The sequence below is a fragment of the Bradyrhizobium nitroreducens genome (assembly GCF_002776695.1).
In the GTDB taxonomy this organism is placed as follows: Bacteria; Pseudomonadota; Alphaproteobacteria; order Rhizobiales; family Xanthobacteraceae; genus Bradyrhizobium; species Bradyrhizobium nitroreducens.
On sequence record NZ_LFJC01000003.1, the window covers coordinates 1,624,342 to 1,647,426 of the forward strand.

Genomic DNA, 23,085 nt, shown 5'->3' on the forward strand with positions numbered 1-23,085 from the left:
CCGCTCCCTTCCCTCCCCGGAGCGTAGCGAAAATGCACCTTCCAATTGCCGCCATCGCCTTCATTCAATTCTGTGTTGTCGAGCGGAGGCTGTCGCCGCACACGTGTGCGGCATACCGGTTCGACCTCTCTGATTTCGGGAAGTGGGTGACGGTCGATCTCGCCGAGATCACGACCGCACATCTGAAGGCGTACATGGAAGACATGGCGGCACGAAAGCTGTCGACGTCGACGGTGCGGCGGCGGCTTGCGTGCCTGAAGGCGTTCTTCCGCTACACCAGCGAGGCGAACGGCCTCGCCAATCCGTTCGACGGCTGGCGCATCAGGATCGCGCGGCGCAAGCAGCTGCCGCGGTCGTTGTCGCGCGGCGAGACGTCAACGCTGTTGTCGACGTCGGGACTTGCCGCGCCGCGGCTCAATCGGGGCCATCAGGCGATCGAGATCGCGATCCGGCTGATGGTCTCGACGGGTTTGCGCGTCGGCGAATTGTGCGCGTTGCAGCGGGATGATGTGCTCTCGCAGGGTACGGCGCTGCGGGTTCGCGGCAAGGGTTCGCGCGACCGCATCGCCTATGTGTCCGATCCAAAGCTCGCCCAGGATCTGGTCGCGTTGAGCACGCGCTCCGCGGCAAACTCAGCGCTCTTCCTCAATCGCGCGGGGCGCCCGCTGCGACCGCATTCGGTGCGCAGCCGGCTCCGCACATTGGCCGAACAGGCCGGCTTCCGGCGCAAGCTGACGCCGCACATGCTGCGGCACACGGCGGCGACGCTGCTGATCGAGACCGGGGTCGATATTCGCTTCGTGCAGCGGCTATTGGGGCATTCCTCGATCTCCACGACCGAGATCTACACGCATGTGTCAGACGAGGCCCTGCGCACGACGCTGGCGCGCGCGAACGTGCTGAGTTCGCTGGGGTAGCTGAATAGCCCACAAAGAGCGTGTCATTCCGGGGCGCGCCTTTTGGCGCGAACCCGGAATCCATTCATCGACCGTGATCGTGGCGCGATAGATTCCGGGCTCGCGCTACGCGCGCCCCGGAATGACGGCGTCGCTTACGGCTTCACCTGCGCGGGCGGGCCGTATGCTTCGGCCTCCGACTGGGCCTTCGGCTCCCTGTCCCCCGCCAGCACCCGCTGCACGGAGACGAAGAACACCGGCACCATCAGCAGCGCCAAAATGACGACCGCGATCATGCCGCCCATTACGATGCTGCCGAGCGCCTGCTGGCTGGCGCCGCCGGCGCCGTGGGCGATGGCCATGGGGAGCACGCCGCAGATGAAGGCGAGGCCCGTCATCAGGATCGGGCGGAAGCGCAGGCGGCAGGCTTCGATGGTGGCCTCCACCAGCGGCTTGCCTTCCTTGCGCAGGTCCTTGGCGAACTCGATGATCAGGATCGCGTCCTTGGCGGCGAGACCGATGATGGTGATCAGGCCGACGGTGAAATAGACGTCGTTGGGCAGGCCGCGCAGCATCGCGGCAATCACGGCGCCGACGATGCCGAGCGGCACCGTGAGCAGCACCGCGAGCGGGATGGTCCAGCTCTCGTAGAGCGCGGCGAGGCACAGGAACACCACGAAGATCGAGAGCGCCAGCAGGAACGGCGCCTGCGAGCCCGACAGCTTTTCCTGCAGCGACTGGCCGGTCCACTCATAGCCGAAGCCGCGCGGCAGCCTGCCCGCGAGCCGCTCCATCTCGGCGATCGCATCGCCCGAGGTGAAGCCGGGCCTGGCTTCGCCGGAGATGCGCACCGCCGGATAATAGTTGAAGCCGGCGATCTGGGTCGGGCCGCGCGCCCATTCCACCGTGGCAAAGGACGAGAACGGCACCAGCTGGCCGCGGCTGTTCTTGACGTTGTAGTTGAGGATGTCCTCGGTCCGCATGCGGTCGCGGGCGTCGGCCTGCACCACGACACGCTGCATGCGGCCGCGGTTCGGGAAGTCGTTGATGTAGTTCGAGCCGAGATTGGTCGAGATCGTGCTGTTGATGTCCTCGAAGGTGACGCCGAAGGCGCCGGCCTTCTCGCGGTCGATCACGAGGTTGACCACGCCCGCTTCCGGCAGGCCTTCGACATAGACCTTCTGCAGCACCGGGCTCGCATTGGCCTCCGCGATCAACTGATCGGCGGCGCGCATCAGGGCCGGATAGCCCTTCTGCCCGCGGTCCTGCAGGCGGAACGAGAAGCCCGAGGAATTGCCGAGATTGTCGATCGGCGGCGGCTGCAGCGCGGAGATCTTTGCGTCGCGGATCGACGCGCCGAGATCGCGGTTGATGTCGTTGACGATCGCCGCGGCCGACTCGCTCGGCCCGCGCTCCGACCAATCCTTCAGCGTGATGAAGGCCTGCGCGGTGTTCATGCCCTGGCCGGAGAAGCTGAAGCCGGTGAGGAAGGTGACGTTGTCGACGCCCGGCCGCTGCGCCAAATACTTCTCGACCTTCTCGATCACCGCCTCGGTGCGGCCGTAGGACGAATCCGACGGCGTCTGCACGTCGGTGGTGATGAAGCCCTGGTCGTCGACGGGCAGGAAGCCGCCGGGCAGATTGACGAAGGCCCAGGACAGGCCGACCAGCAGCGCGACATAGACCAGCATCAGGCGGCCGGTGCGCTTCAGCGAGAAGCCGACGGTGCGCGCGTAGCGGAAGCGAGCGCCCTCGAGCAGATGATTGAAACGGCTGAAGACGAAATTGGTCGAGTGGCCGTGCCCCTTGGGAATCGGCTTGAGCAGCGTCGCGCACAGCGCCGGCGTCAGCGACAGCGCGAGGAAGGCGGAGAAGCCGATCGCCGCGACCATGGTGACCGAGAACTGGCGGTAGATGATGCCGACCGAACCCGGGAAGAACGCCATCGGCACGAACACCGCCATCAGCACCAGCGTAATGCCGATGATGGCACCCGTGATCTGCGACATGGCCTTCCGGGTCGCTTCCTTCGGCGACAGGCCTTCCTCGGCCATGATGCGCTCGACGTTCTCGACCACGACGATGGCGTCGTCGACGAGGATGCCGACCGCGAGCACCATGCCGAACATCGAGAGCATGTTGATGGAATAGCCGGCGAGCAGCAGCGTGGTGCAGGCGCCGAGAAGCGCCACGGGCACCACGATGGTCGGGATGATGGTGTAGCGGATGTTCTGCAGGAACAGGAACATCACCACGAACACCAGCACCACGGCTTCGACCAGCGTCGTCAGCACCTTCTTGATCGAGGCCTCGACCACGGGCGTGATGTTGTAGGGAATTTCGTAGGTGATGTTGGCCGGGAAGAAGCGCGACAGCTCCTTCATCTTCTCCTCGACCGCGCTCGCGGTCGCCAGCGCGTTGCCGGTCGGCGACATCAGCACGGAGAGACCCGCGGTCGGCTTGCCGTCGAGGCGGGTGTTGAACTGGTAGCTGAGACCGCCGACCTCGACGCGCGCGACGTCGCGCAGGCGCACGGTCGAGCCGTCGGCGTTGGCGCGCAGGATGATGGCACCGAACTCGTCCGGCGAGGAGAGCTGGCCCTTGACCAGCACGAGCGCTGAGGTGCGCTGGCTCGACGTCGAGGGCTCGGCGCCGATGCTGCCCGAGGCGACCTGGGCGTTCTGCGCGGCAATGGCCTTGTTGACGTCGTCGGCGGTGAGCCCATAACCGACCAGCTTGGCCGGATCGACCCAGACGCGAAGCGACCGCTCGGTCGAATAGAGCGTGGCACGGCCGACGCCCGGGATGCGGCGGACCTCGCCGAGCACGTTGCGGATCATGAAGTCGCCGAGGCCGACCTCATCCAGGCTGCCGTCCGTCGAGCTCAGCGTGATGATCTGAAGCACCGCGCTCGAGGCTTCCTCGATCAGGATGCCCTGTTGCATCACCGCGCGCGGCAGGCGCGCCTCGACGCGCTTGATGCGGTTCTGCACCTCCACCGAGGCGTCGTTGGTGTTCGTGCCCGGCTGGAAATTGGCAATGATCTCGACTTGGCCGAGCGAGTCGCTGGTCGATTCGAAATTGAGGATGCCGGAGGCGCCGTTGAGCTCCTCCTCGATCAGGCGCGTGACGCTGTTGTAGAGGTTTTCCGGCGAAGCGCCGGGATAGCTGGTCGAGATCGAGATCGAGGGCGGCGCGATGATCGGATATTGCGCGATCGGCAGCAACGGCACGGCGATTGCGCCGATCAAGCAGATGAACAGCGCGACCACCCAGGCGAAGATCGGCCTGTCGATGAAGAAGCTCGCCATGGCGCGTTACCGCGTGAGCTTCTGAGCGTGCCGGTTGTCCGCGGTCGCGTCCGCTTCCGACCAGGATTGCGGCTTGACCTTGTCGCCGGCGGCGAACTTCTGGAAGCCTTCGACCACGACCTTGTCGCCGGCCTTCAGGCCTTCGGTGACGAACCAGAGTCCGTCCTGCACCGAACCGGTGCGCACCGGCTGCACCGCGATGTGGTTGTCGTCCTTGACGACGAACACTTCGCTGCCGCCGCCGCCATTGCGCTGGATCGCCTGCTGCGGCACCGCGATCGCATCGCTGTCGAGACCCTGGTCGATGCGGACGCGGACATACATGCCCGGCAACAGCTCGCGCTTGGGGTTGGGGAACTCGCCGCGCAACGTCACCTGCCCGGTATGGGCGTCGACCTTGGCGTCGGAGAACAGCAATTTGCCGTCGAGCGAATAGAGCGTGTTGTCGTCGAGCACCAGATGCACCTTGGCGGCATCGGAGGCGATGCGCTCGAGGTCGCCGGTCTCGAAGGCGCGGCGCAGCTGGTTGAGCTCGTTCACCGACTGGGTGAAGTCGGCATAGATCGGGTCGAGCTGCTGGATGGTCGCCAGATTGGTCTCGTTCTGCACCGCGAGCGCGCCCTCGCTGACCAGGGCCGCGCCGACCACGCCGTCGATCGGCGCGCGCACGGTGGCATAGTCGAGATTGAGCTTGGCCCGCGCGAGCTCGGCCTTGCGGCCCTCGACCTCGGCATGGGCCTGGCGCTCGGCTGCCACCGCCTTCTCGTTCTCGGCCTCGGGCGCGGCGCGCTGGCTGGTCAGCGTGGCGATACGGTGGGCCTGCTGCTTCGCCTGCATCAAGGCAGCCTCCGCCTTGGCGAGCGCGGCCTCGTTGGCCATCACCTCGACCTCGAACGGGCGCGGATCGATACGGTAGAGCGGATCGCCGGCCTTCACCTCGCTGCCCTGGCGGAACAGGCGCTCGACCACGATGCCGGAGACACGCGGCCGGACATCCGAGACGCGCGTCGGCGCGATGCGGCCGGGCAGCTCGCGCACCACGGCGCGGGCTTGCGGCTTCACGATGACGACGCTGACGTCAGGATAGGCCGGCGGGGCGGCGGACACGGCGGAGCTGGATTCGTCGCAAGCGCCGAGCAGCGGCGCTAGGGCCGCGAGCATCATTGCAACGCATGCCGATCGCGCGCGAAGTCCTGACATGAAGTGGGGTGCCCCGATGTTGTTGATACTGAATCGCGCACGATGCGGCGCCCGTTCTGGACAAAGACCGCGCGGCTGATGACGTCAAAATAGAATGGACTTGCTGCGACGCAACGCGTGTGGCGGGCGGCTCAATGTCACACAGGCTATATCGCTGATTTCAGGGGCGTTTTCCCGGCTCACCAGATCGTGAGTCCGGTTCCATTAGGGCGTGCTGCGACAGAAGATCGCAATTACTCCGCAACTTTCATCCGGTAGTGGCTGACGCCCCATTCGGTTCCATCGGCATAGCCGAACAGGCCCGAGGTCGCGAGCAGGGACCAGCGCCAGCGCCGCATCCAGGCCAATCAGTTTGCTCATTCGGAACTTGCCCGCCTGTGAACCATGGATTACAACAACAATCGTGATCAATGTCCTCCAGACAGAAGCATTTCGCGGCTGGCTTGCTGGATTGCGCGACCGTCGTGCCGTTGCGCGCATTGCGAGCCGACTCGCATTGATCGAACGCGGTACGCTCGGCGATGTGAAGTCATTAGGCGCGGGCCTGTCTGAGTTCAGAATCGACTATGGCCCGGGATACCGTCTCTATGCGGCGCAACGCGGCACAGAAATCATCATCCTGCTTTGCGGCGGAGATAAGCGAAAGCAGCACGCAGACATCAAGCGGGCACGAGCGATGCTTGCCGAACTGGAGTAGTGCAATGGCACTCAAAACCACACCATTTGATGCAGCGGAATATTTGGACACGGCGGAAGCACAAGCCGAGTTCATTACGGCCGCGCTGGAGACTGGCGACACGGCATTCATTCGGGACGCTGTGAATACGGTGGCGCGTGCCCGCGGCATGAGCGAGATAGCGAGGTCTACGGGGCTGAGCCGCGAAGGGCTGTACAAGGCGCTCGGCGAAGCCGGAAATCCGGAGTTCTCGACAATGCTGGGGGTGTTGCGTGCGCTTGGCTTGGGTTTGACTGCGCGTCCCTTGCCCAAAAAGCCAGGCAAACCCCGCAGGTCAGCGAAAACGCGAGCCCGCAAGGCCGCCTAGACTCAGGAATCAGCGGGCTTCATCCGATACTGGCTGACGCCCCATTCGGTTCCATCGGCATAGCCGAACAGGCCCGATGTCGCGAGCAGGTACCAGCGCCAGCGCCGCATCCACATGGCAGCCTGTTCGCCGTGGACCTTGCGCAAGGAGGCCTCGATCGCGTCCCGGTGCGCGTCGAAATTGGCGAGCCAGTCATTGGCGGTGCGTTGATAGTGGGTGCCGCTCCAGCACCATTCCTTCTCGACCTCGAAGATGTCGTCGAATTGCCTGACGAGGTGATGGCTCGGCATCATCCCGCCCGTGAAGACGTGCTGCGCGATCCAGTCCTCGCGATCGGACCGGTCGAACAGGTAGGATCCGGTGCGATGCGTGGCGACGTGCATGAAGCAGCGCCCCTCGGGCGCGAGCCACGACCGCAGCCGCGTCATCAGCTTGCGCCAGTTCACGATGTGCTCGAACGTCTCGACCGAGACGATGCGGTCGAACTGGCCATCCGGCGCGAACACGTTCATGTCGGCGCAGATCACGCGCAGGTTCAGCAAGCCGCGTCGCTCCGCCTGCTCCTCGACATGGGCGCGCTGCGCCTGCGAGGTCGACACCGCCGTCACCTCTGCGTGCGGAAACTGCCGCGCCATCCACAGCGCCAGCGAGCCCCAGCCGCAGCCGAGCTCGAGGATGGCCTGGCCGTCGGCGAGGCCGGCATGCTCGACGGTCTGGCGCAGCGCCTCCTCCTCCGCCTCCTGCAGGGTGGTCGCATCGGTCTTGTAGAAGCAGCAGGAATATTTGCGGCTGGGGCCGAGCAGGTCCGCGAAGAACGCGGCGGGTACCTCATCACGCCCGGGTTCGGCGTCCTCGGCGATCGGCCGCAGCATCATCCGGCCGGCGAAGGCGGCATCGGCCGCAGCGTCGTGGGGGGCGAGGCGCGTTGCAGTGCGGGAGCACAGGCGCTGGATCGCGGCGCGGATCACGACGTCCGGCAGCGGCACGCGTTCGGCAGTCCCGATGATCGCGGAAACGACGCTCATGCGCACCCCGAATGGCGAACTTTCTGCGGATACCTGTCTATCAAAGCGCCGCTTCCGGTCCGGGTTCCCGGAGCCCACCCCGAAATCGGCGTATCCGGCGCTTTTTTTGGGCCGGCGCTGTGCCATAGTGCGCACTGCAAACAAGCTTTTGGAATGGATGATACTGGCCATGCCGTCAGGCAACTCGCCCCGCTCCACCATGGATATCGAGTACACCAAACTGTCCTCGCCCAGCGTCTTCCTGGTGCGGATGCTGGTTTTCCTGGTGCTGTGCACGCTGGTGGGCGTGGTGCTCTACAAGCAGATCATCCAGGCCTTCTTCGCCAATCCCGGCCTCAATGCTCTGATCGGCGGCGTGCTGTTCATCGGCATCATCCTGGCCTTCCGGCAGGTGATCCGGCTCTACCCGGAGGTCTCCTGGGTCAACAATTTCCGCATCGCCGATCCCGGCCTCGCCCCGGCCCGCCACCCCAAGCTGCTGGCGCCGATGGCGGCGATCCTCGGCGGCGAGCGCTCGGGACGGATGACCATCACCCAGACCACGATGCGGCATCTGCTCGATTCGATCGCGACACGCCTCGATGAAGCCCGCGACATCTCCCGCTACATGACCGGCCTTTTGGTCTTCCTCGGCCTGCTCGGCACCTTCTGGGGCCTGATCGAAACGGTCGGCTCGGTCGGCAAGGTGATCGACGGGCTCAAGGTCGGCGGCGATTCCGGGGCGCTGTTCGACACGTTGAAGGAGGGTCTCGCCGCCCCGCTCGGCGGCATGGGCATCTCGTTCTCGAGCTCCCTGTTCGGCCTCGCCGGCTCGCTGATCCTCGGCTTCCTCGATCTGCAGTCGAGCCAGGCGCAGAACCGCTTCTACACCGACCTCGAAGACTGGCTCGCCACCACCGTGCGCGAATATGGCAGCGGCGAGGTCGCGGTCGCTTCCGGTGGCGGCGGGGTCGCCAGCGGCGAGCTGCAGGCCGCGGTCGAACGGCTCCGCTCCGTGCTCGAGGAAGGCAGCGCCAGCCGCGGCACCACGGCGGCAATGGCGAGCCTTGCCGAAGCCATCCAGGCGCTGGTCTCGCACATGCGCACCGAGCAGCAGATGATCCGCGAATGGGCCGACGGGCAGGGCGAGCAGAACCGCGAGATCCGGCGCCTGCTGGAGCGCATCGCCCGCCAGCCCGAGAAGAGTTAGCGACATGGCACTGGCGCGCGGCCGCCGCGGCGATACGTCCTTCAACTACTGGCCCGGCTTCGTCGACGCGCTGTCGACGCTGGTGCTGTCGATCGTGTTCCTGCTGTCGGTGTTCCTGGTGGTGCAGTTCTTCCTGTCGCAGGAGGTCACCGGCAAGGACAAGGCGCTGGAGCAGCTCAACGCCAAGATCGCCCAGCTCAACGAGCTGCTGTCGCTTGAGAAGCTCGGCAAGCTCACGCTCGACGACCAGGTCTCGCAACTGAAGGCCGGCCTCGCCTCGGCCGAGAGCGAGCGCGACCGTATCAAGGGCCTCTATGACGGCCTGGCTGCCGCCGGCAACGACGCGCAGGGCAAGACCTCCGAGCTCGGCAAGGCGCTGGATTCGGAGAAGGCGGTCTCGGCGCGGGCGCTGGCCCAGATCGAGGTGCTGAACCAGCAGATCAGCGCTTTGCGCCGGCAATTGGCCGCGCTGGAAGAGGCGCTCGATGCCTCCGAGAAGCGCGACAAGGAATCGCAGAACCGGATCGCCGATCTCGGCTCCCGCCTGAACGTGGCGCTGGCGCAGCGCGTGCAGGAATTGTCGCGCTACCGCTCGGAGTTCTTCGGCCGCCTGCGCGCGATCCTCGGCAACCGGCCCGACATCCGCATCGTCGGCGACCGCTTCGTGTTCCAGTCCGAAGTGTTCTTCGACACCGGCCAGGCGACGCTGCTGCCCGAGGGCCGCGCCGAGCTCGACACCTTGGCGACCGCGCTGATCGAGCTCGACAAGAAGATTCCGAGCGAGATCCCCTGGGTGTTGCGTGTCGACGGCCACACGGACGTGCGCCCGGTCAACGGCCCGAACTTCAAGTCGAACTGGGACCTGTCCGCGGCACGCTCGATCTCGGTGGTGCAATATCTGATCTCGCTCGGCGTGCCCGCCCAGCGCCTCGTCGCCGCCGGCTTCGGCGAATTCCAGCCGCTCGATCCCGGCAACACCGAGGAAGCCTACAAGCGCAATCGCCGCATCGAGCTCAAGCTGACGGAGCGGTAGTGAGCGCGATCCACCTCCGCCCCTATGCGACCTCCGACGAAGCCGCCGCGATCGACCTCTGGCATCGCACCTGGCAGCAGGCCTATCCGCAGATCGACTTCGCCGCGCGGCTGGACTGGTGGCGCGAGCGCTGGCGCAAGGATCTGGTTCCGAAAGCCCAGATCGTGGTCGCCGAGCAGGACGGCGCGCTGACCGGCTTCGTCACGATCGACGGCGAGGGCTATCTCGACCAGCTCGTGGTCGATCCCGCGCACTGGGGATCGGACGCGGCGCGGTTGCTGGTCGATGAAGCCAAGCGGCTGTCGCCCTCGGGCGTGACGCTGCTCGTCAACAAGGACAATGCCCGCGCCATCCGCTTCTACGAGCGCAACGGCTTTGCCCATGCCGGCGACGATGTGAACCCGACCTCGGGCCGGCCGGTGCTGAAGATGGTGTGGCGGGCGTGAGGCCTGTCACGGTTGGATCCAGGGGCGTCTGCTAGTCGTTGTCTCAACGATGGCAACGGACGGAGACGATCGATGAAGCTGCGCGATCTGGCCCAGGGGGCCTCGGTCTTTCTCGGCGTCATCGTCGCCGGCTATGTGTCGACAAGCTATGTCGACAAGCGCTTCGCGCTGCGCGAGACGACGCCCGCGCCTGCGCAAACGAGCGGCCCTGCCCCATCGGCCTGCGTCGGCGAGGACGGCAGCTGGAAGAACTGGCCATGGCCGAATGTACCGGCGCTCTCGCCGAAATGCCGGTGAAGACGGCGCCTCACGCGCCTTCGAACTGCAGCCTCGCCAGCCGGGCATAAAGCCCGTTCGCGGCGACGAGCTCGGCATGCGTGCCCTGCTCGACGATCTTGCCCTGGTCCATCACCAGGATGCGGTCGCATGACAGCACGGTCGCGAGGCGATGGGCGATGACGAGCGTGGTGCGGTGGCGCATCAGCTCCTCCAGCGCGGTCTGCACCAAGGTCTCGCTTTCGGCATCGAGCGCGGAGGTGGCTTCATCGAGCAGCAGCAGCGGCGCATCGCGCAGGATGGCGCGGGCGATCGCGATACGCTGGCGCTGTCCGCCGGACAGCGTCACGCCGCGCTCGCCGAGCGGAGTCTCGAAACCTTCGGGCAGGCGGCGAATGAATTCGGCGGCATGGGCGAGCTCGGCGGCGCGTTCGACCTCGGCATCGGTCGCGTCGGGCCGGCCGAAGCGGATGTTCTCGCGGGCGCTTGCGGCGAACACCACGGATTCCTGCGGCACCAGCGCGATGCGCGAGCGGAAGTCGCGGGGATCGGCGGATTTGACCGGCACGCCGTCGAGCGAGATCGCGCCGCTGCGCGGGTCGTAGAAGCGCAGCAGCAGATGAAAGATCGTGCTCTTGCCCGCGCCGGACGGACCGACGATCGCGACCTTCTCGCCGGGGCGCACCGTGAACGACACGGCATCGAGCACCTTGACGTCGCGCCGCGCCGGATAGGCGAAGCTGACCTGATCGAAGCCGACCTCGCCGCGTGCCGGTACCGGCAGAGCGCGCGCAGACGCAGGCGCCTCGATGTCGGGCTTCACATGCAGGATCTCGAACAGCCGCTCGGCCGCGCCGGATGCGGCCGAGACCTCGCCCCAGACTTCGCTGAGCTGGCCGAGGCCGGCCGCGGCGAACACCGCATAGAGCACGAACTGGCCGAGCCGGCCCGGCGAGATCGCGCCTGACAGCACGTCATGCGAGCCGATCCAGAGGATCGCGACCACGCTTGCGAACACGATGAAGATGATGATGGCCGTGAGAACGGATCGCGCCTGGGTCGAGGTGCGCGCCGCCTCATAGGCCTGCTCGACCTCGCCGCCGAAACGCTTCTCGGCAAATTGCTCGCTGGTATAGGCCTGCACGGTGCGGATCGCGCCGACCAGTTCGCCCGCATAGGCCGACGCCTCGGCCAGCGTGTCCTGCGCATTGCGCGACAGCCGCCGCACCCAGCGCCCGAAGGCGACCAGCGGCAGCACGATCAAGGGAATGGCGAGCAGCACGAAGCCGGACAGTTTGGGGCTCGTGATCACCATCATCGCCGTGGCGCCGAGGAACATCATCAGATTGCGCAGCGCGATCGACACGGAGGCGCCGACGGCCGATTTGAGCTGGGTGGTGTCGGCGGTGAGCCGCGAGATCAATTCGCCGCTGCGCGCGGAATCGAAGAAGGCCGGCGACAGCGAGAGCAGATGCGCGAAGACGTCGCGCCTGAGGTCGGCAACGATGCGCTCGCCGATCGTCATCACGAGGTAGTAGCGCGCGGCACTGGCGAGCGCGAGCACGCCGACCACCGCGAGCATCACCGAGAAATAGCTGTTGATCAGCTCGATGCCCTCGGGCGTCAGGCCGAAATCGATCATCCGGCGTACCGCGACGGGCACCAGCAGCGTGGTCAGGGCCGCGACCGTGAGCGCGACGAAGGCGAGCGCCGCCCGGCCGCGATAGCGGCTGACATAGGGCGCCAGCGCAAGCAGCGGGCGGAGCTTGGCGCGACCCTTGGCCGGCTCTTCGATCAGCTCGGCCTCGATCGAGGGAGTGTCCGCGGCGTTCATTCCGGGCTGATCGACATATTGGTCATCAAGCCGTTCCACTGCGCTCATGAGATCCGACCCATTGTATTCGTTTGCTCCCAATAGGCCGGTGCAAGGGTAGTGGCAAATCCGGGATGTCCCTTAGGGGCAACCCCCCGGTTCGCGACCGGGATGGCTTGTTTTGCGGGGTTTCGTGAGGTATAGAGCCGCCCAAATCCGTCATTCGCTAGCCACCCAACAAGGCGCCGGGCGCCGAGGAATTTGTCATGAAAGCCGAAATTCATCCGGATTATCATACGATTAAGGTCGTGATGACCGACGGTACCGAGTACCTGACCCGCTCGACCTGGGGCAAGGAAGGCGACACTCTGAACCTCGACATCGACCCGAAGTCGCACCCGGCCTGGACCGGCGGCTCCCAGCAGCTGATGGACCGCGGCGGCCGCGTCTCGCGCTTCCAGAAGAAGTTTTCGGGCTTCCTCAAAAAGGATTGATCCGGCCCGCAAGGGTTGGAGACGAAAAACGCCCCCGGCAGACCGGGGGCGTTTTTGTTTTTGGAGACTGCCGTCGCGTTGCTACCGGACCCGTCATCCTGAGGTGCGAGTGGCGCGATGCAAAGCATCGCGCCGGGAGCCTCGAGGGATGAACGGCCGAGATGCAGCCGGGCCGTCGCCCTTCGAGGGCCGCTGAAGAAGCGGCCACCTCAGGGTGACGGTGTCGGAGTTGCTTGAACCTTACCGCTCGAACGCGGCTTTCAGCGCGTTGAGGTGAGGCACCAGCGGATTGCCGATCGCGATGTGCTCGGCCGGCGGGGTGTGGATGGTGGTGTCGAGACGGCGGACGCGGGTCTGCAGGCTCATCGAGCGATGGATCAGGTCCTGGAGCTGCGAAGGCAGCTTCTCGATGGTGTCGGCGGGGCCGGGATCGGCGGCGCTGAGCTTGACCTTGGTCTTCTCGCGATTGGCCTGGACCAGCGTCATCTCGCCTTCCTTCACCGCACGGTGCAACAGCAGCCACGAGGCGAGCTGCATCAGGCGGGTGGTGAGGCGCATGCTCTCGGTCGCGTAGGTGAGGCTGACGGCACGGTCGAGGGCCTTGGCCTCGGTGCGGCCGGCGCCGTCGAGATAGGCCGCGGTCTCTTCGACGAGGTCCATGCCCTCGCGGAACAGGACGCCGAACGCCGCAGAATTGGTGAACCGCTCACTGAGTTGAACGAGAGCGCCGTCGGCCTGCAAACGTTCCATGGTTAACGCCTCTTACGCAACTGTTTGACTGTCCGGCTTTGGCGCCGGCTTATGATGAACAAATCATTGCGCGGGCGGGACGCGGAGTCCAGTGACAAGCGCGGATATGGTTTCCGCGGGTCATTCCTCGGAATGCAACTCGGGATGAGACGCACAAAAGCGAGGAGCGGACGCAAAAAAAGAGCCGCCGGAGACCGGCGGCTTTGAAAGTTGATAACAGGGAGGCGTCAAACAGAGTGGACAGGAGCCACTCGGTGTCCAAACGAGGACAGTTCCAGTCATAAACTCGAAAGCTTAATCGACCGTAAACGAACGGTTTTTTTGAAGGTTCGTTAGCCATATCGGCCAGTGGCCGAGTGGGGGTGGAACATAATCGGCAGTCCGCCGGTGCAACGACACATTCAGCCGTCGTCCCGGACAAGCGTCAGCGCAGATCCGGACCCATAGCCACAGGCGGACGTGGTGACAGGGACTCGGAGTGGCCGACCTCGCGACAAACTTCATCCTTTGGGTATGGGTCCCGGATCTGCGCGCGCCTATGGCGCGCTTGTCCGGGACGACAGCCGGTATGCGGCGCCCCTACGACTTGAAAAAACTGTTCGCCGCATCGCGCGAGGCGCGCTTCTTCGTGGCTGCTTCTTCCAGCCTTGCGATCTCGGAATTGAGCAACGTGACGCGCTCGGTCAATTCCTCGACGGACAAGAGTGAGAGATCCTGTCCGATTTCATGGCTGATCTTCTTGCGCGGGCGGTCGTCGTCTTCGGTCGCCATCCTCGTTCCTCCTCTCGTCCGCGGACCGGACCACACGGCTGAGGCAGTTGCCAGTCCGGACCGTGCTGGCTAAGCAAGGGCCTCGTTCATCCCGCACCTTTGCTCAAGGACACATCATGGACAAGCTGCCCGCGCAAATGACCGTGGTCGCCATCTCCAAGCCCGGCGGACCGGAGGTGCTGATCCCGGAACAGCGCAGCATTCCGCAGCCTGGCCCCGACGAGATCCTGGTCAAGGTGATGGCTGCCGGCGTCAACCGGCCCGACGTCGCACAGCGCTCCGGCGCCTATCCGCCGCCACCCGGCGCCAGCGACCTGCCCGGCCTCGAAATCGCCGGCGAGGTGGTCGCGGTCGGCAGCAACGCCAAGCGGCACAAGATCGGCGACAAGGTGATGTCGCTGGTCGCCGGCGGCGGCTATGCGCAGTACTGCATCGCCCAGGATGCCCAGGCGATGAGCGTGCCGCCTGCCCTCTCGATCAAGGAAGCCGGCGCGCTGCCGGAGACCCTGATGACGGTCTGGCACAATGTGTTCGAGCGCGGCGGCCTCAAGGCCGGCGAGACGCTGCTGATCCATGGCGGCTCCTCGGGCATCGGCACCATGGCGATCCAGCTCGCAAAGGCATTCGGCGCGAAGGTGTTCGTCACCGTCGGATCGCAGGACAAGTGTGATGCCTGCCTCAAGCTCGGGGCCGATCGCGCCATCAACTACAAGACCGAAGACTTCGTCGCCGTGGTCAAGGAAGCGACGAACAAGGAAGGCGTCAACCTGATCCTCGACATGGTCGCCGGCGAGTATGTCGACCGCAATTATGATGCCGCCGCGGTCGATGGCCGGATCGTGCAGATCGCGACCCTCAACGGCCCCAAGGTCACCGTCAACATCGCCAAGGTGATGGTGAAGCGCCTGACCCATACCGGCTCGACCCTGCGCCCCCGTACTAATGCGGACAAGGCGGCGATGGTGGCCGCAATCGAGGCGAAAGTGATGCCACTTTTGCGTGAAGGCCGCGTCAAACCGCTGATGGACAGCACTTTCCCGCTGGAAAAGGCGGCGGACGCGCACCGGCGCATGGAGACGAGCGCACATATTGGCAAAATTGTGTTGGAGGTCTAGGCCGCTGACCCACAGGGCGAGCCGGAAACCCTTTGATTTTCCTCGCTTTCGTGGCATCTATCGCGACGCACCGAACCACTTCCGTTCGGTCTGAAATCGTCTTCACCGAAGAGTTTGCGTCGAACGCGGAGAACTGACCTTGCGTCTGATCAGGTGCCTCGCGCCCATCGCGCTGGGCCTCATGATTCTCGTCGCCGCGTATCCCGCGCGCGCGCTCGACGCCGTCAGCGTCCGCAGTGACGCGCCCGCGATCGACCTCACCGGCGTGCTCGAGCATCAGCGCAGCGATGCCGACCGCATCCAGGTCTCCACCGCGCCCGGCACCGACGGCATCGTTCGCAGGATCGAGGTGCGCGCCCGCGAAGGCGGCCAGAACTGGGTGGTGTTTGCGCTCGCCAACAACACCGACGACCAGCTCGACCGCCTGATCGTCGCCCCGCATTACCGCATCGTCTCCTCGGGGCTGTTGTGGCCCGACCTCGGCCTGTCGCGCATCGCCACCATCACGCCCTCGACCGGCGACCGGCCGGAGCGGCAGGAAAGCCCGACCGCCGACGTATTCCGCGTCACGCTCGACCCCGGCGCCGTCATCACCTTCGTCGCGGAGCTGCGCACCGACAAGCTGCCGCAGCTCTATCTGTGGGAGCCGGAAGCCTACAAGGACAAGGTCAACTCGTTCACGCTGTACCAGGGCATCGTGATCGGCATCTCCGGCTTGCTGGCTCTCGTCCTCACCATTCTGTTCGTGGTCAAGGGCAGCATCATGTTCCCGGCCGCCGCGGCGCTGGCCTGGGCGGTGCTGGTCTATATCGGCGTCGATTTCGGCTTCTGGGGCAAGGTGCTCGACATGTCGAACAACGCCGAGCGCATCTGGCGCGCGGCGGGTGAGGCGATCCTGGCGGCAACGCTGCTGGTGTTCCTGTTCGCCTATCTCAACCTCAGCCGATGGCACGTGCGCTATTCGCACATCACGGTGGGCTGGCTCGCCTTCCTGGGTTCGCTGGTGGCGCTCGCACTCTTCGATCCCGCGGTGGCCTCCGGCATCGCGCGCATCTCGCTGGTGCTGATCGCCTTCGCCGGCTTTGCGCTGATCGTCTATCTCTCCACCCACGGCTTCGACCGCGCGGTGCTGTTGATCCCGACCTGGTTCCTCCTCGTGGTGTGGGTGGTCGCGGCCGGCATGACGGTTGCGGGTTCCGTCACCAATGACATCGTCGGCCCCGCCCTGCTCGGCGGCCTCGTGCTGATCGTGATGCTGATCGGCTTCACGGTGATGCAGCACGCCTTTGCCGGCGGCGGTGCCACCACCGGCGTCGTCTCCGACATCGAACGGCGTGCCCTGGCGCTGGCCGGTTCCGGCGACCTGATCTGGGACTGGGACGTCTCCGCCGACAAGGTCTTCACCAGCCCCGAGACGGAAGCCCTGCTCGGCCTCAAGCGCGGCACGCTCGAAGGACCCGCGGCCTCCTGGCTCGAAGTGCTGCATCCGCTCGACCAGGACCGCTTCCGCGCCGCGCTCGACAGCGTGCTCGATCAGCGCCGCGGCCGCCTCGTGCAGGATTTCCGCCTGCGCACCCCCGACGGCCATTTCATGTGGTTCGCGCTGAAGGCGCGGCCCGTGGTCGGCTCCGACGGCGAAGTCTCGCGCGTGGTCGGCACGCTCACCGACGTCACCGAGCTGCGCAATGCCGAGGAGCGCCTGCTGCACGATTCCGTGCACGACAATCTCACCGGCCTGCCCAACCGCAAACTGTTCATGGACCGGCTGGGCGCGGTCGCGCATTTCGCGAAGACCATGCCGACGCTGCGGCCGACGCTGATGGTGATCGACCTCGACCGCTTCAAGCAGGTCAACGATTCCGTCGGCATCGCGGTCGGCGATTCCATCCTGCTGACGCTGGCCCGCCGCCTCACCCGCATCCTGAAGCCGCAGGACACGCTGGCGCGGCTGGCCGGCGACCAGTTCGGCCTGATCCTGCTGTCCGAACAGGACCCGGCCCGCATCACCGCCTTCGCCGAGACCATCCGCAAGACCATCCGCGCGCCGATCGCCTTCAACGACCGCGAGATCTTCCTCACAGCCTCGATCGGTCTCGCACTGTCTGATCCGCAAACCCAGCTCACGGACGAGATCATCAAGGACGCCGAGCTTGCGATGTATCACTCCAAGCGCATCGGCGGCGACCGCATCGACGTCTACAAGCCCGCGATGCGGGCGCGGAAGACCGACCGCCTGACGCTGGAGAGCGAGCTGCGCCGCGCCATCGAGCGCCAGGAGCTCACCATCCTGTACCAGCCGATCGTGCGGCTGGAGGATCGCTCCGTCGCCGGCTTCGAAGCGCTGGTGCGCTGGGATCACCCGAAGCTCGGCCGCATGGCGCCGTCGGAATTCATCTCCATCGCAGAAGAGACCGGCCTGATCGTCGATCTCGGCATGTTCGTGCTCGACCAGACCGCAAAGCAGCTCTCGGTGTGGCAGCGCGCGATGCGCTCGCGCGAACCGATCTTCGCCTCCGTCAACGTCTCGTCGCGGCAGCTGCTGCGCCACGATTTGATCCACGACATCCGTACCGTGCTGTCACGTTCCTCGGTGGCGCGCGGCACGCTCAAGCTCGAACTGACGGAATCCCTGGTGATGGAGAATCCGGAGCACGCCGCGCAGATGCTGACGCGGATCCGCGAGCTCGGCACCGGGCTCTCGCTCGACGATTTCGGCACCGGCCATTCATCGCTGGCCTATCTGCAGCGCTTCCCGTTCGACACCATCAAGATCGACCAGTCCTTCGTGCGCACCACCAACCGCGGCACCCGCCCGGTGATCCTGAAGTCGATCATCGCGCTCGCCCACGACCTCGGCATGGACGTGGTGGCCGAAGGCGCCGAGACCGATTCCGATGCGGTCGAGCTCTACCAGATGGGCTGCGAATACGCGCAAGGCTTCGCCTTCGGCGAGCCGATGGATGCAGATGCGGCGATGCGTCTGCTGACCGAAGTGCGGCTGGAAGCGGCGAGCTAGCCTCTTACCCTCCCCTGGAGGGCGGCAGGGTGCCGCTGCGCTACCGCCGCCGGTCCTTCTTCATCTTCGTGAACCGCACGCTCTGGCCGTCGGGCATCCGCACGGCCTTGAACCCCGCGGCGAGGCAGGCCTCGCGTTGCGGCATCTGGATGTCGGGGCTGCGCAGGCTGTCCCACCACGAGGCACGATTGGCCGCGCGCGGCAGGGCCGCGCCGATGATCTCCTCGATCTGCTCGAAGGTCAGGACGAATTCGGCCTGCTTCTGCCGCAGCAGATAGTCGCGCAACGCGTCGTAGTCGTTCACATCAATCCTCTCGTCCGAAACCGGGTCTGCTCACGCCGGGGCTGCCCAAAACCGTGAGCTCCGTATACCGATTCTTAACTCACTGCGGCAGCGCCGTCCTGCCTTAAACACTGCTCAAGCTTTCGGGCGCATCCACTTATGTCGGGAGCAAACGATGCTGTCTGGATGGCGCGACGTCACGGCCCGCCGGCCGTGGCGGATTTCGGCGAAGCTGCTGATCATCTCGTCCGTGGTGACGGTGATCGGCTTTTCCGCCATTTGCGTCAACGTGATGCTCGACATGCGCCGCGGCGAGGAGGCGCTCGCCCGCCAGACGCTGGAGAACCTGGCGACGACCATCGAGTCCGACATCAGCCGCAACATCGAGATCTACGATCTGTCGCTGAAGGCGGTCGCGAACAATTTGCTGCTGCCTGAGCTCGCCACTGTCTCCAAGCCGGTCCGTCACCTGATCCTGTTCGATCACGCGATGACCGCCAAGCATTTCGGCGCGATCCAGGTGTTCAATGCCGAGGGCAAGCTGACGATCGATGCCTCGACGCTCGATCCCGCGCCGGAGAACCGGAGCGAAGAGGACTACTTCAGTGTCCATCGCGACAATCCCGGAGCCGGGCTCTTCATCAGCCGTCCCATGCTGTTCCGCGGCGCCTATTCGATCGTGCTGAGCCGGCGCGTCAGCGACACCGACGGCGGCTTCATGGGCGTCGTCGCCGGTTCGATCCGCTTCAGCTATTTTCATGAACTGTTCGATCGGCTGAACCTCGGCCCCGAAGACAGCATCACCGTGCTCAGGCGCGACCGCACCATCATGATGCGGCGGCCGTTCGACCTCGACGTGATCGGCAAGAACCTCGGCACACGGCAGGACTGGAAGGCGGACAATTTGCGCGCCGGCGGCGCCTATGCGGGCCAAGGCCCCGTCGACACGACCCCGAGGCTGTATGTTCGCAGCAGTGGCACAAGCCCGCTGTTCGTCGTTGCAGGCAAGCCTCTGAGCGCAGTGTTCGAGCTGTGGCGAAAGGAAGCTTACCGGATCGGGGCCGTGGTGGTTGCGCTCATCCTGTTCGTGCTGGGATCGACGCTCGTGCTCGCGCGCGAGATCGGCCGGCGCGCCGAGGCCGAGCGCAAGCTCGAGGAGATGGCGACGACCGACGCGCTCACCGGTCTGAAGAACCGCCGCAAATTCGATTCCGTCATCGACGTAGAGTGGCGCCGCGCGATGCGCCAGAAGGCGCCGGTCGCGCTGCTCATGATCGATGCCGATCACTTCAAGGCTTACAACGACACGTTCGGCCACCAGGCCGGCGACCAGGTGCTGGTCGGCATCGCCATCTGCATCTCCGATTCGGTGAGCCGGGCCGGCGACTGCGCCGCGCGCTATGGCGGCGAGGAATTCGCCGTGCTGCTGCCAAGCACATCGGCCCCCGACGCCTTCAAGGTCGCCGAGACGATCCGCGCCAAGGTGCAGGGCTGGTCCGACGACGAGGTGATCTCGACGGTGTCCTGCGGCGTCGCCAGCCTCGTTCCCTCAGCCGGCATGGACTGGGCGGTCCTGGTCGCCGCCGCCGACAAGGCGCTCTACGCGGCGAAAGCGGGTGGGCGCAATCAGTCGGTGGTTGCGAGCCTGCCGAAGCTGTCACTGGTGGCGTGAGTTTGGGGTGTCATTCCGGGGCGGCTCGAAGAGCCGAACCCGGAATCTCGAGATCCCCCGATGCGCAATTGCGCATCTGAGGTCTGGTCCTTCGGACCATCCCGGGATGACATCGAAGGCGTTCGCCTTCGATGTCACTGCCCCAGATACTTCTTCATCTCCGCGATCAAGCCCTCGCGCAGCTCGGGCCGCTTCAGGCCGTAGGCAATGTTGGCGCGCAGGAAGCCGGGCTTGGAGCCGCAATCATGGCGCTCGCCCTCGAACTCGACGCCGTAGAATTTCTGCGACTTGGCGAGGCCGATCATGGCGTCGGTGAGCTGAATCTCGCCGCCGGCGCCGCGTTCCTGGGTCTCCAGGATCTTGAAGATCTCGGGCTGCAGGATGTAGCGGCCGGTGATCGAGAGATTGGAGGGCGCGGTGCCCTTGGCCGGCTTCTCGACCATGCCGTCGACCTCGAACATCTTGCCGTTGCGTTTTCCCACGCCGCAGATGCCGTATTGATGGGTGAGATGATCGGGCACCGCCTCGACCGCGACCAGATTGGATTTCTCGCCGAGCGAGGATGCCATCTCGATCATCTGCTTGAGGCAGCCCGGCGTGTTGAGCACGAGCTCGTCGGGCAGCACGACGGCGAACGGCTCGTTGCCGACGATGTCGCGCGCGCACCAGACGGCGTGGCCGAGGCCGAGCGGCGCCTGCTGGCGGGTGAAGCTGACGGCGCCGGCTTCGGGCTGGTTCTGCGCCAGGATCTCCTGCTCGGCCTTCTTGCCGCGCTGGCTGAGCGTCGCATCGAGCTCGTACATCCGGTCGAAATGATCTTCGATGACGCTCTTGTTGCGGCCGGTGACGAAGATGAAGTGCTCGATGCCGGCCTCCCTCGCCTCGTCATAGACGTACTGGATCAGCGGCTTGTCGACGATGGTCAGCATTTCCTTCGGCATCGCCTTGGTGGCGGGCAGGACACGGGTGCCGAGGCCGGCGACGGGGAATACGGCTTTGCGAATTTTCATGGCAGCGATCGAATACCTGAGGAGATACGTGAAGGGAGCAATGACATCTTGCTAGCCTGTTTGCAGCCGCCAACAAAGGCGGATGTGGGGCCTCATCCGCGCAGAGTTAAGAAAAAGGCCGCCACCAAAATTTCACCTTTGTTAAGCTATTGGCAACCGTAACCAGGCCTCCTGATGGCGGATTTTCACGGCCGACGGGTGGGACATGATGCAATCGGTGACAGGGCAGGCAAGACGGGCGGTATCCGTGACCGGCGCGATCATGATCGCGGCCGCTCTGCTGCTGCCTGTCGGCGCGCACGCCCAGGCGCAGAACGGCCTGTCCAACCTGTTCGGCGGCATCTTCTCCGGCCCCAACGCCGCGCCGTCGCAAGCCTCGCCGGCACCCGGCGGCGCCCTGCCCTGGAGCGGCGAAGACGGCGCCTCCGGCCATCCGCTGATGACGGCCGCCGCGATCCGCGAGGCCGCTGGCAATTTCAACAATTGCGTCGCCGGGATGTGGCCCGATGCCGCACGGCGCGGTGTCACGCAGGAGAACTTCCAGCGCTTCACGGCCGGACTCTCGCCCGACCTACGCATCATGGACCTGATGGATTCGCAGCCGGAGTTCACAAAATCGATCTGGGACTATCTGGACATCCTCGTGAACGACAACCGCCTCGCCAAGGGGCGCGAGGTGCTCGCCAAAGACAAGGCGCAGTTCGACGCCACCGAGAAGGCCACCGGCGTCGACCGCTACATCATCGCCTCGATCTGGGGCATCGAGTCCAATTACTCGACGCAGATGGGCGACCGCAGCGTGCTGCAATCGACCGCGACGCTCGCCTGCATCGGCCGCCGCCAGGCCTATTTCAAGGACGAGTTTCTGTCGGCGCTGGAGATCCTCAACCGCGGCGATCTCAGGCCGGAGCAGATGCGCGGCTCCTGGGCCGGCGCATTCGGCCCGACCCAGTTCATGCCGACCGCGTTCAAGCGCTTTGCCGTCGACGGCGACGGTGACGGACGACGCGACGTCGTCGACAATCCCACCGATCTGATCGCCTCGACCGCCAACAACCTGAAGAAGGACGGCTGGCAGGCCGGCCAGACCTGGGGCTTTGAGGTCGTCGTGCCCCAGGGCTTCAACTACATGCTGGCCGACCGCGCCAAGGCGATGCCGATCGCGCAATGGGAGAAGCTCGGGCTGAAGCGGGCGACCGGCCAGCCGTTCCCCCATCCGGGCGAGAAAGCCTATCTGCTGGCCCCCGCCGGCGCGCAGGGGCCCGGCTTCCTGATGCTGCAGAATTACCGCGTCATCATGAAGTACAATCCGGCCGAGGCCTATGCGCTCGCGATCGGCCATTTCGCCGACCGCCTGCGCGGCGGACAGCCCTTCGTGCAGCCCTGGCCGCGCCAGGAGCGCGAGCTGTCGCGCAGCGAGCGACTGGAACTGCAGCAGCTCCTGGCCCAGCGCGGCTTCTACAAGGGCACCCCGGACGGCCAGTTCGGCGGCCAGACCCGGGAGGCGCTGCGCAATTTCCAGGCCTCGATCGGGGTCCCCGCCGACGGCTTTGCGTCGTCCGACGTGCTGGACCGGCTGCGCGGGCGGTAAAATCGCCCCGAAAGTAACCCTGAACGTGGATTTTGCCTGATAGCCTTGACGGGGACGGCTGTTCCCCGGTGTATGGGGCAAGAATCTGCAACGGAATTTGCCCGTTTGGCGCCCGATTCCGTTATTATGTTGAGCCATTCCCGATCCCCGT

Annotated in this window: 20 protein-coding genes and 1 pseudogene; 12 read left to right on the forward strand and 9 right to left on the reverse strand. The window is 65.6% G+C overall.

All coding sequences use genetic code 11. The features are described 5' to 3' along the window. The first annotated feature begins 32 nt into the window (after positions 1-32). Positions 33-917, forward strand: a complete 885-nt coding sequence (locus TSA1_RS08155; RefSeq protein WP_100181027.1) for a tyrosine-type recombinase/integrase — start codon at positions 33-35, stop codon at positions 915-917. A 134-nt stretch (positions 918-1,051) separates the two neighbouring features. On the opposite strand, the gene TSA1_RS08160 is transcribed toward TSA1_RS08155, so the two are convergent. The 3 genes and pseudogenes from TSA1_RS08160 to TSA1_RS41015 all read right to left on the reverse strand — a co-directional run. Next, positions 1,052-4,207: a multidrug efflux RND transporter permease subunit gene (locus TSA1_RS08160; RefSeq protein ID WP_100175907.1), complete on the reverse strand. Its 3,156-nt coding sequence runs from the start codon at positions 4,205-4,207 to the stop codon at positions 1,052-1,054. A 6-nt stretch (positions 4,208-4,213) separates the two neighbouring features. Then, a complete protein-coding gene (locus TSA1_RS08165; RefSeq protein ID WP_100175908.1) occupies positions 4,214-5,407 on the reverse strand; it encodes an efflux RND transporter periplasmic adaptor subunit in 1,194 nt (397 codons plus the stop codon). A 233-nt stretch (positions 5,408-5,640) separates the two neighbouring features. After that, positions 5,641-5,748 (reverse strand): annotated as a pseudogene (locus tag TSA1_RS41015) (SAM-dependent methyltransferase); the annotation flags it as partial. A gap of 62 nt (positions 5,749-5,810) precedes the next feature. Between TSA1_RS41015 and TSA1_RS08175 the strand changes: the two are divergent. Together TSA1_RS08175 and TSA1_RS08180 are read left to right on the forward strand one after the other, a co-directional pair. Then, complete coding sequence (locus tag TSA1_RS08175; protein ID WP_100175909.1) at positions 5,811-6,104, forward strand: type II toxin-antitoxin system RelE/ParE family toxin; 294 nt, start codon at positions 5,811-5,813, stop codon at positions 6,102-6,104. 4 nt (positions 6,105-6,108) lie between these two features. Beyond that, positions 6,109-6,450 (forward strand): addiction module antidote protein, encoded by a 342-nt coding sequence (locus TSA1_RS08180; RefSeq protein ID WP_100175910.1) that lies wholly within the window; start codon positions 6,109-6,111, stop codon positions 6,448-6,450. A 2-nt stretch (positions 6,451-6,452) separates the two neighbouring features. Here TSA1_RS08180 and TSA1_RS08185 read toward each other — a convergent pair whose 3' ends face one another. Beyond that, positions 6,453-7,475, reverse strand: coding sequence for an SAM-dependent methyltransferase (locus tag TSA1_RS08185; RefSeq protein WP_174718812.1), 1,023 nt, complete (start codon positions 7,473-7,475; stop codon positions 6,453-6,455). Positions 7,476-7,644: 169 nt separating this feature from the next. Between TSA1_RS08185 and TSA1_RS08190 the strand changes: the two genes are divergently transcribed. The 4 genes from TSA1_RS08190 (at position 7,645) to TSA1_RS08205 (ending at position 10,440) form a co-directional block, all read left to right on the forward strand. Continuing rightward, positions 7,645-8,664: a flagellar motor protein MotA gene (locus TSA1_RS08190; RefSeq protein WP_174718813.1), complete on the forward strand. Its 1,020-nt coding sequence runs from the start codon at positions 7,645-7,647 to the stop codon at positions 8,662-8,664. 4 nt (positions 8,665-8,668) lie between these two features. Then, the gene (locus TSA1_RS08195; protein WP_100175913.1) at positions 8,669-9,697 is read left to right on the forward strand and encodes a peptidoglycan -binding protein; all 1,029 of its coding nucleotides are present in this window, start codon (positions 8,669-8,671) and stop codon (positions 9,695-9,697) included. After that, positions 9,697-10,143: a GNAT family N-acetyltransferase gene (locus tag TSA1_RS08200; RefSeq protein WP_100175914.1), complete on the forward strand. Its 447-nt coding sequence runs from the start codon at positions 9,697-9,699 to the stop codon at positions 10,141-10,143. Before TSA1_RS08195 ends, TSA1_RS08200 begins: the two co-directional genes overlap by 1 nt. 72 nt (positions 10,144-10,215) lie before the next feature. Further along, positions 10,216-10,440, forward strand: a complete 225-nt coding sequence (locus TSA1_RS08205; RefSeq protein ID WP_100175915.1) for a hypothetical protein — start codon at positions 10,216-10,218, stop codon at positions 10,438-10,440. 10 nt (positions 10,441-10,450) lie between these two features. On the opposite strand, the gene TSA1_RS08210 is transcribed toward TSA1_RS08205, so the two are convergent. After that, the gene (locus tag TSA1_RS08210; RefSeq protein WP_100175916.1) at positions 10,451-12,301 is read right to left on the reverse strand and encodes an ABC transporter ATP-binding protein/permease; all 1,851 of its coding nucleotides are present in this window, start codon (positions 12,299-12,301) and stop codon (positions 10,451-10,453) included. A gap of 197 nt (positions 12,302-12,498) precedes the next feature. On the opposite strand from TSA1_RS08210, the gene rpmE reads away from it, so the two are divergent. Continuing rightward, the gene (gene rpmE / locus TSA1_RS08215; RefSeq protein WP_097659924.1) at positions 12,499-12,726 is read left to right on the forward strand and encodes a 50S ribosomal protein L31; all 228 of its coding nucleotides are present in this window, start codon (positions 12,499-12,501) and stop codon (positions 12,724-12,726) included. Between the two features lie 240 nt (positions 12,727-12,966). Here rpmE and rcdA read toward each other — a convergent pair whose 3' ends face one another. Further along, entirely contained in the window at positions 12,967-13,476 is a 510-nt protein-coding gene (gene rcdA / locus TSA1_RS08220) for a protease adaptor protein RcdA (protein WP_100175917.1), read from the reverse strand. 579 nt (positions 13,477-14,055) lie between these two features. After that, positions 14,056-14,247 carry a DUF1192 domain-containing protein gene (locus TSA1_RS08230; protein ID WP_100175918.1) on the reverse strand — a complete coding sequence of 64 codons (192 nt, stop codon included), beginning with the start codon at positions 14,245-14,247 and terminating at the stop codon, positions 14,056-14,058. A 116-nt stretch (positions 14,248-14,363) separates the two neighbouring features. On the opposite strand from TSA1_RS08230, the gene TSA1_RS08235 reads away from it, so the two are divergent. Both TSA1_RS08235 and TSA1_RS08240 read left to right on the forward strand, forming a co-directional pair. Next, entirely contained in the window at positions 14,364-15,362 is a 999-nt protein-coding gene (locus tag TSA1_RS08235; protein ID WP_100175919.1) for an NAD(P)H-quinone oxidoreductase, read from the forward strand. Positions 15,363-15,501: 139 nt separating this feature from the next. Continuing rightward, positions 15,502-18,378, forward strand: a complete 2,877-nt coding sequence (locus tag TSA1_RS08240) for an EAL domain-containing protein (protein WP_174718814.1) — start codon at positions 15,502-15,504, stop codon at positions 18,376-18,378. A 40-nt stretch (positions 18,379-18,418) separates the two neighbouring features. On the opposite strand, the gene TSA1_RS08245 is transcribed toward TSA1_RS08240, so the two are convergent. Then, on the reverse strand, positions 18,419-18,682 hold the full coding sequence (locus TSA1_RS08245; protein ID WP_174718815.1) for a DUF7662 domain-containing protein: 264 nt from the start codon (positions 18,680-18,682) through the stop codon (positions 18,419-18,421). A gap of 154 nt (positions 18,683-18,836) precedes the next feature. Here TSA1_RS08245 and TSA1_RS08250 point away from each other — a divergent pair, with 154 nt between their 5' ends. Next, entirely contained in the window at positions 18,837-20,333 is a 1,497-nt protein-coding gene (locus TSA1_RS08250; RefSeq protein WP_100175921.1) for a sensor domain-containing diguanylate cyclase, read from the forward strand. Positions 20,334-20,467: 134 nt separating this feature from the next. On the opposite strand, the gene galU is transcribed toward TSA1_RS08250, so the two are convergent. Next, a complete protein-coding gene (gene galU / locus TSA1_RS08255) occupies positions 20,468-21,343 on the reverse strand; it encodes a UTP--glucose-1-phosphate uridylyltransferase GalU (protein WP_100175922.1) in 876 nt (291 codons plus the stop codon). Positions 21,344-21,548: 205 nt separating this feature from the next. Between galU and TSA1_RS08260 the strand changes: the two genes are divergently transcribed. Further along, complete coding sequence (locus tag TSA1_RS08260; protein ID WP_174718816.1) at positions 21,549-22,934, forward strand: lytic murein transglycosylase; 1,386 nt, start codon at positions 21,549-21,551, stop codon at positions 22,932-22,934. Positions 22,935-23,085: the final 151 nt, after the last annotated feature.

Coding starts and splice junctions, on each gene's coding strand:
- rcdA (WP_100175917.1), bottom strand. CDS start 13,476: ATGGAACGTTTGCAGGCCGACGGCGCTCTCGTTCAACTCAGTGAGCGG.
- TSA1_RS08205 (WP_100175915.1), top strand. CDS start 10,216: ATGAAGCTGCGCGATCTGGCCCAGGGGGCCTCGGTCTTTCTCGGCGTC.
- TSA1_RS08180 (WP_100175910.1), top strand. CDS start 6,109: ATGGCACTCAAAACCACACCATTTGATGCAGCGGAATATTTGGACACG.
- TSA1_RS08195 (WP_100175913.1), top strand. CDS start 8,669: ATGGCACTGGCGCGCGGCCGCCGCGGCGATACGTCCTTCAACTACTGG.
- TSA1_RS08155 (WP_100181027.1), top strand. CDS start 33: ATGCACCTTCCAATTGCCGCCATCGCCTTCATTCAATTCTGTGTTGTC.
- TSA1_RS08185 (WP_174718812.1), bottom strand. CDS start 7,475: ATGAGCGTCGTTTCCGCGATCATCGGGACTGCCGAACGCGTGCCGCTG.
- galU (WP_100175922.1), bottom strand. CDS start 21,343: ATGAAAATTCGCAAAGCCGTATTCCCCGTCGCCGGCCTCGGCACCCGT.
- TSA1_RS08235 (WP_100175919.1), top strand. CDS start 14,364: ATGGACAAGCTGCCCGCGCAAATGACCGTGGTCGCCATCTCCAAGCCC.
- TSA1_RS08160 (WP_100175907.1), bottom strand. CDS start 4,207: ATGGCGAGCTTCTTCATCGACAGGCCGATCTTCGCCTGGGTGGTCGCG.
- rpmE (WP_097659924.1), top strand. CDS start 12,499: ATGAAAGCCGAAATTCATCCGGATTATCATACGATTAAGGTCGTGATG.
- TSA1_RS08190 (WP_174718813.1), top strand. CDS start 7,645: ATGCCGTCAGGCAACTCGCCCCGCTCCACCATGGATATCGAGTACACC.
- TSA1_RS08230 (WP_100175918.1), bottom strand. CDS start 14,247: ATGGCGACCGAAGACGACGACCGCCCGCGCAAGAAGATCAGCCATGAA.
- TSA1_RS08260 (WP_174718816.1), top strand. CDS start 21,549: ATGATGCAATCGGTGACAGGGCAGGCAAGACGGGCGGTATCCGTGACC.
- TSA1_RS08210 (WP_100175916.1), bottom strand. CDS start 12,301: ATGAGCGCAGTGGAACGGCTTGATGACCAATATGTCGATCAGCCCGGA.
- TSA1_RS08165 (WP_100175908.1), bottom strand. CDS start 5,407: ATGTCAGGACTTCGCGCGCGATCGGCATGCGTTGCAATGATGCTCGCG.
- TSA1_RS08250 (WP_100175921.1), top strand. CDS start 18,837: ATGCTGTCTGGATGGCGCGACGTCACGGCCCGCCGGCCGTGGCGGATT.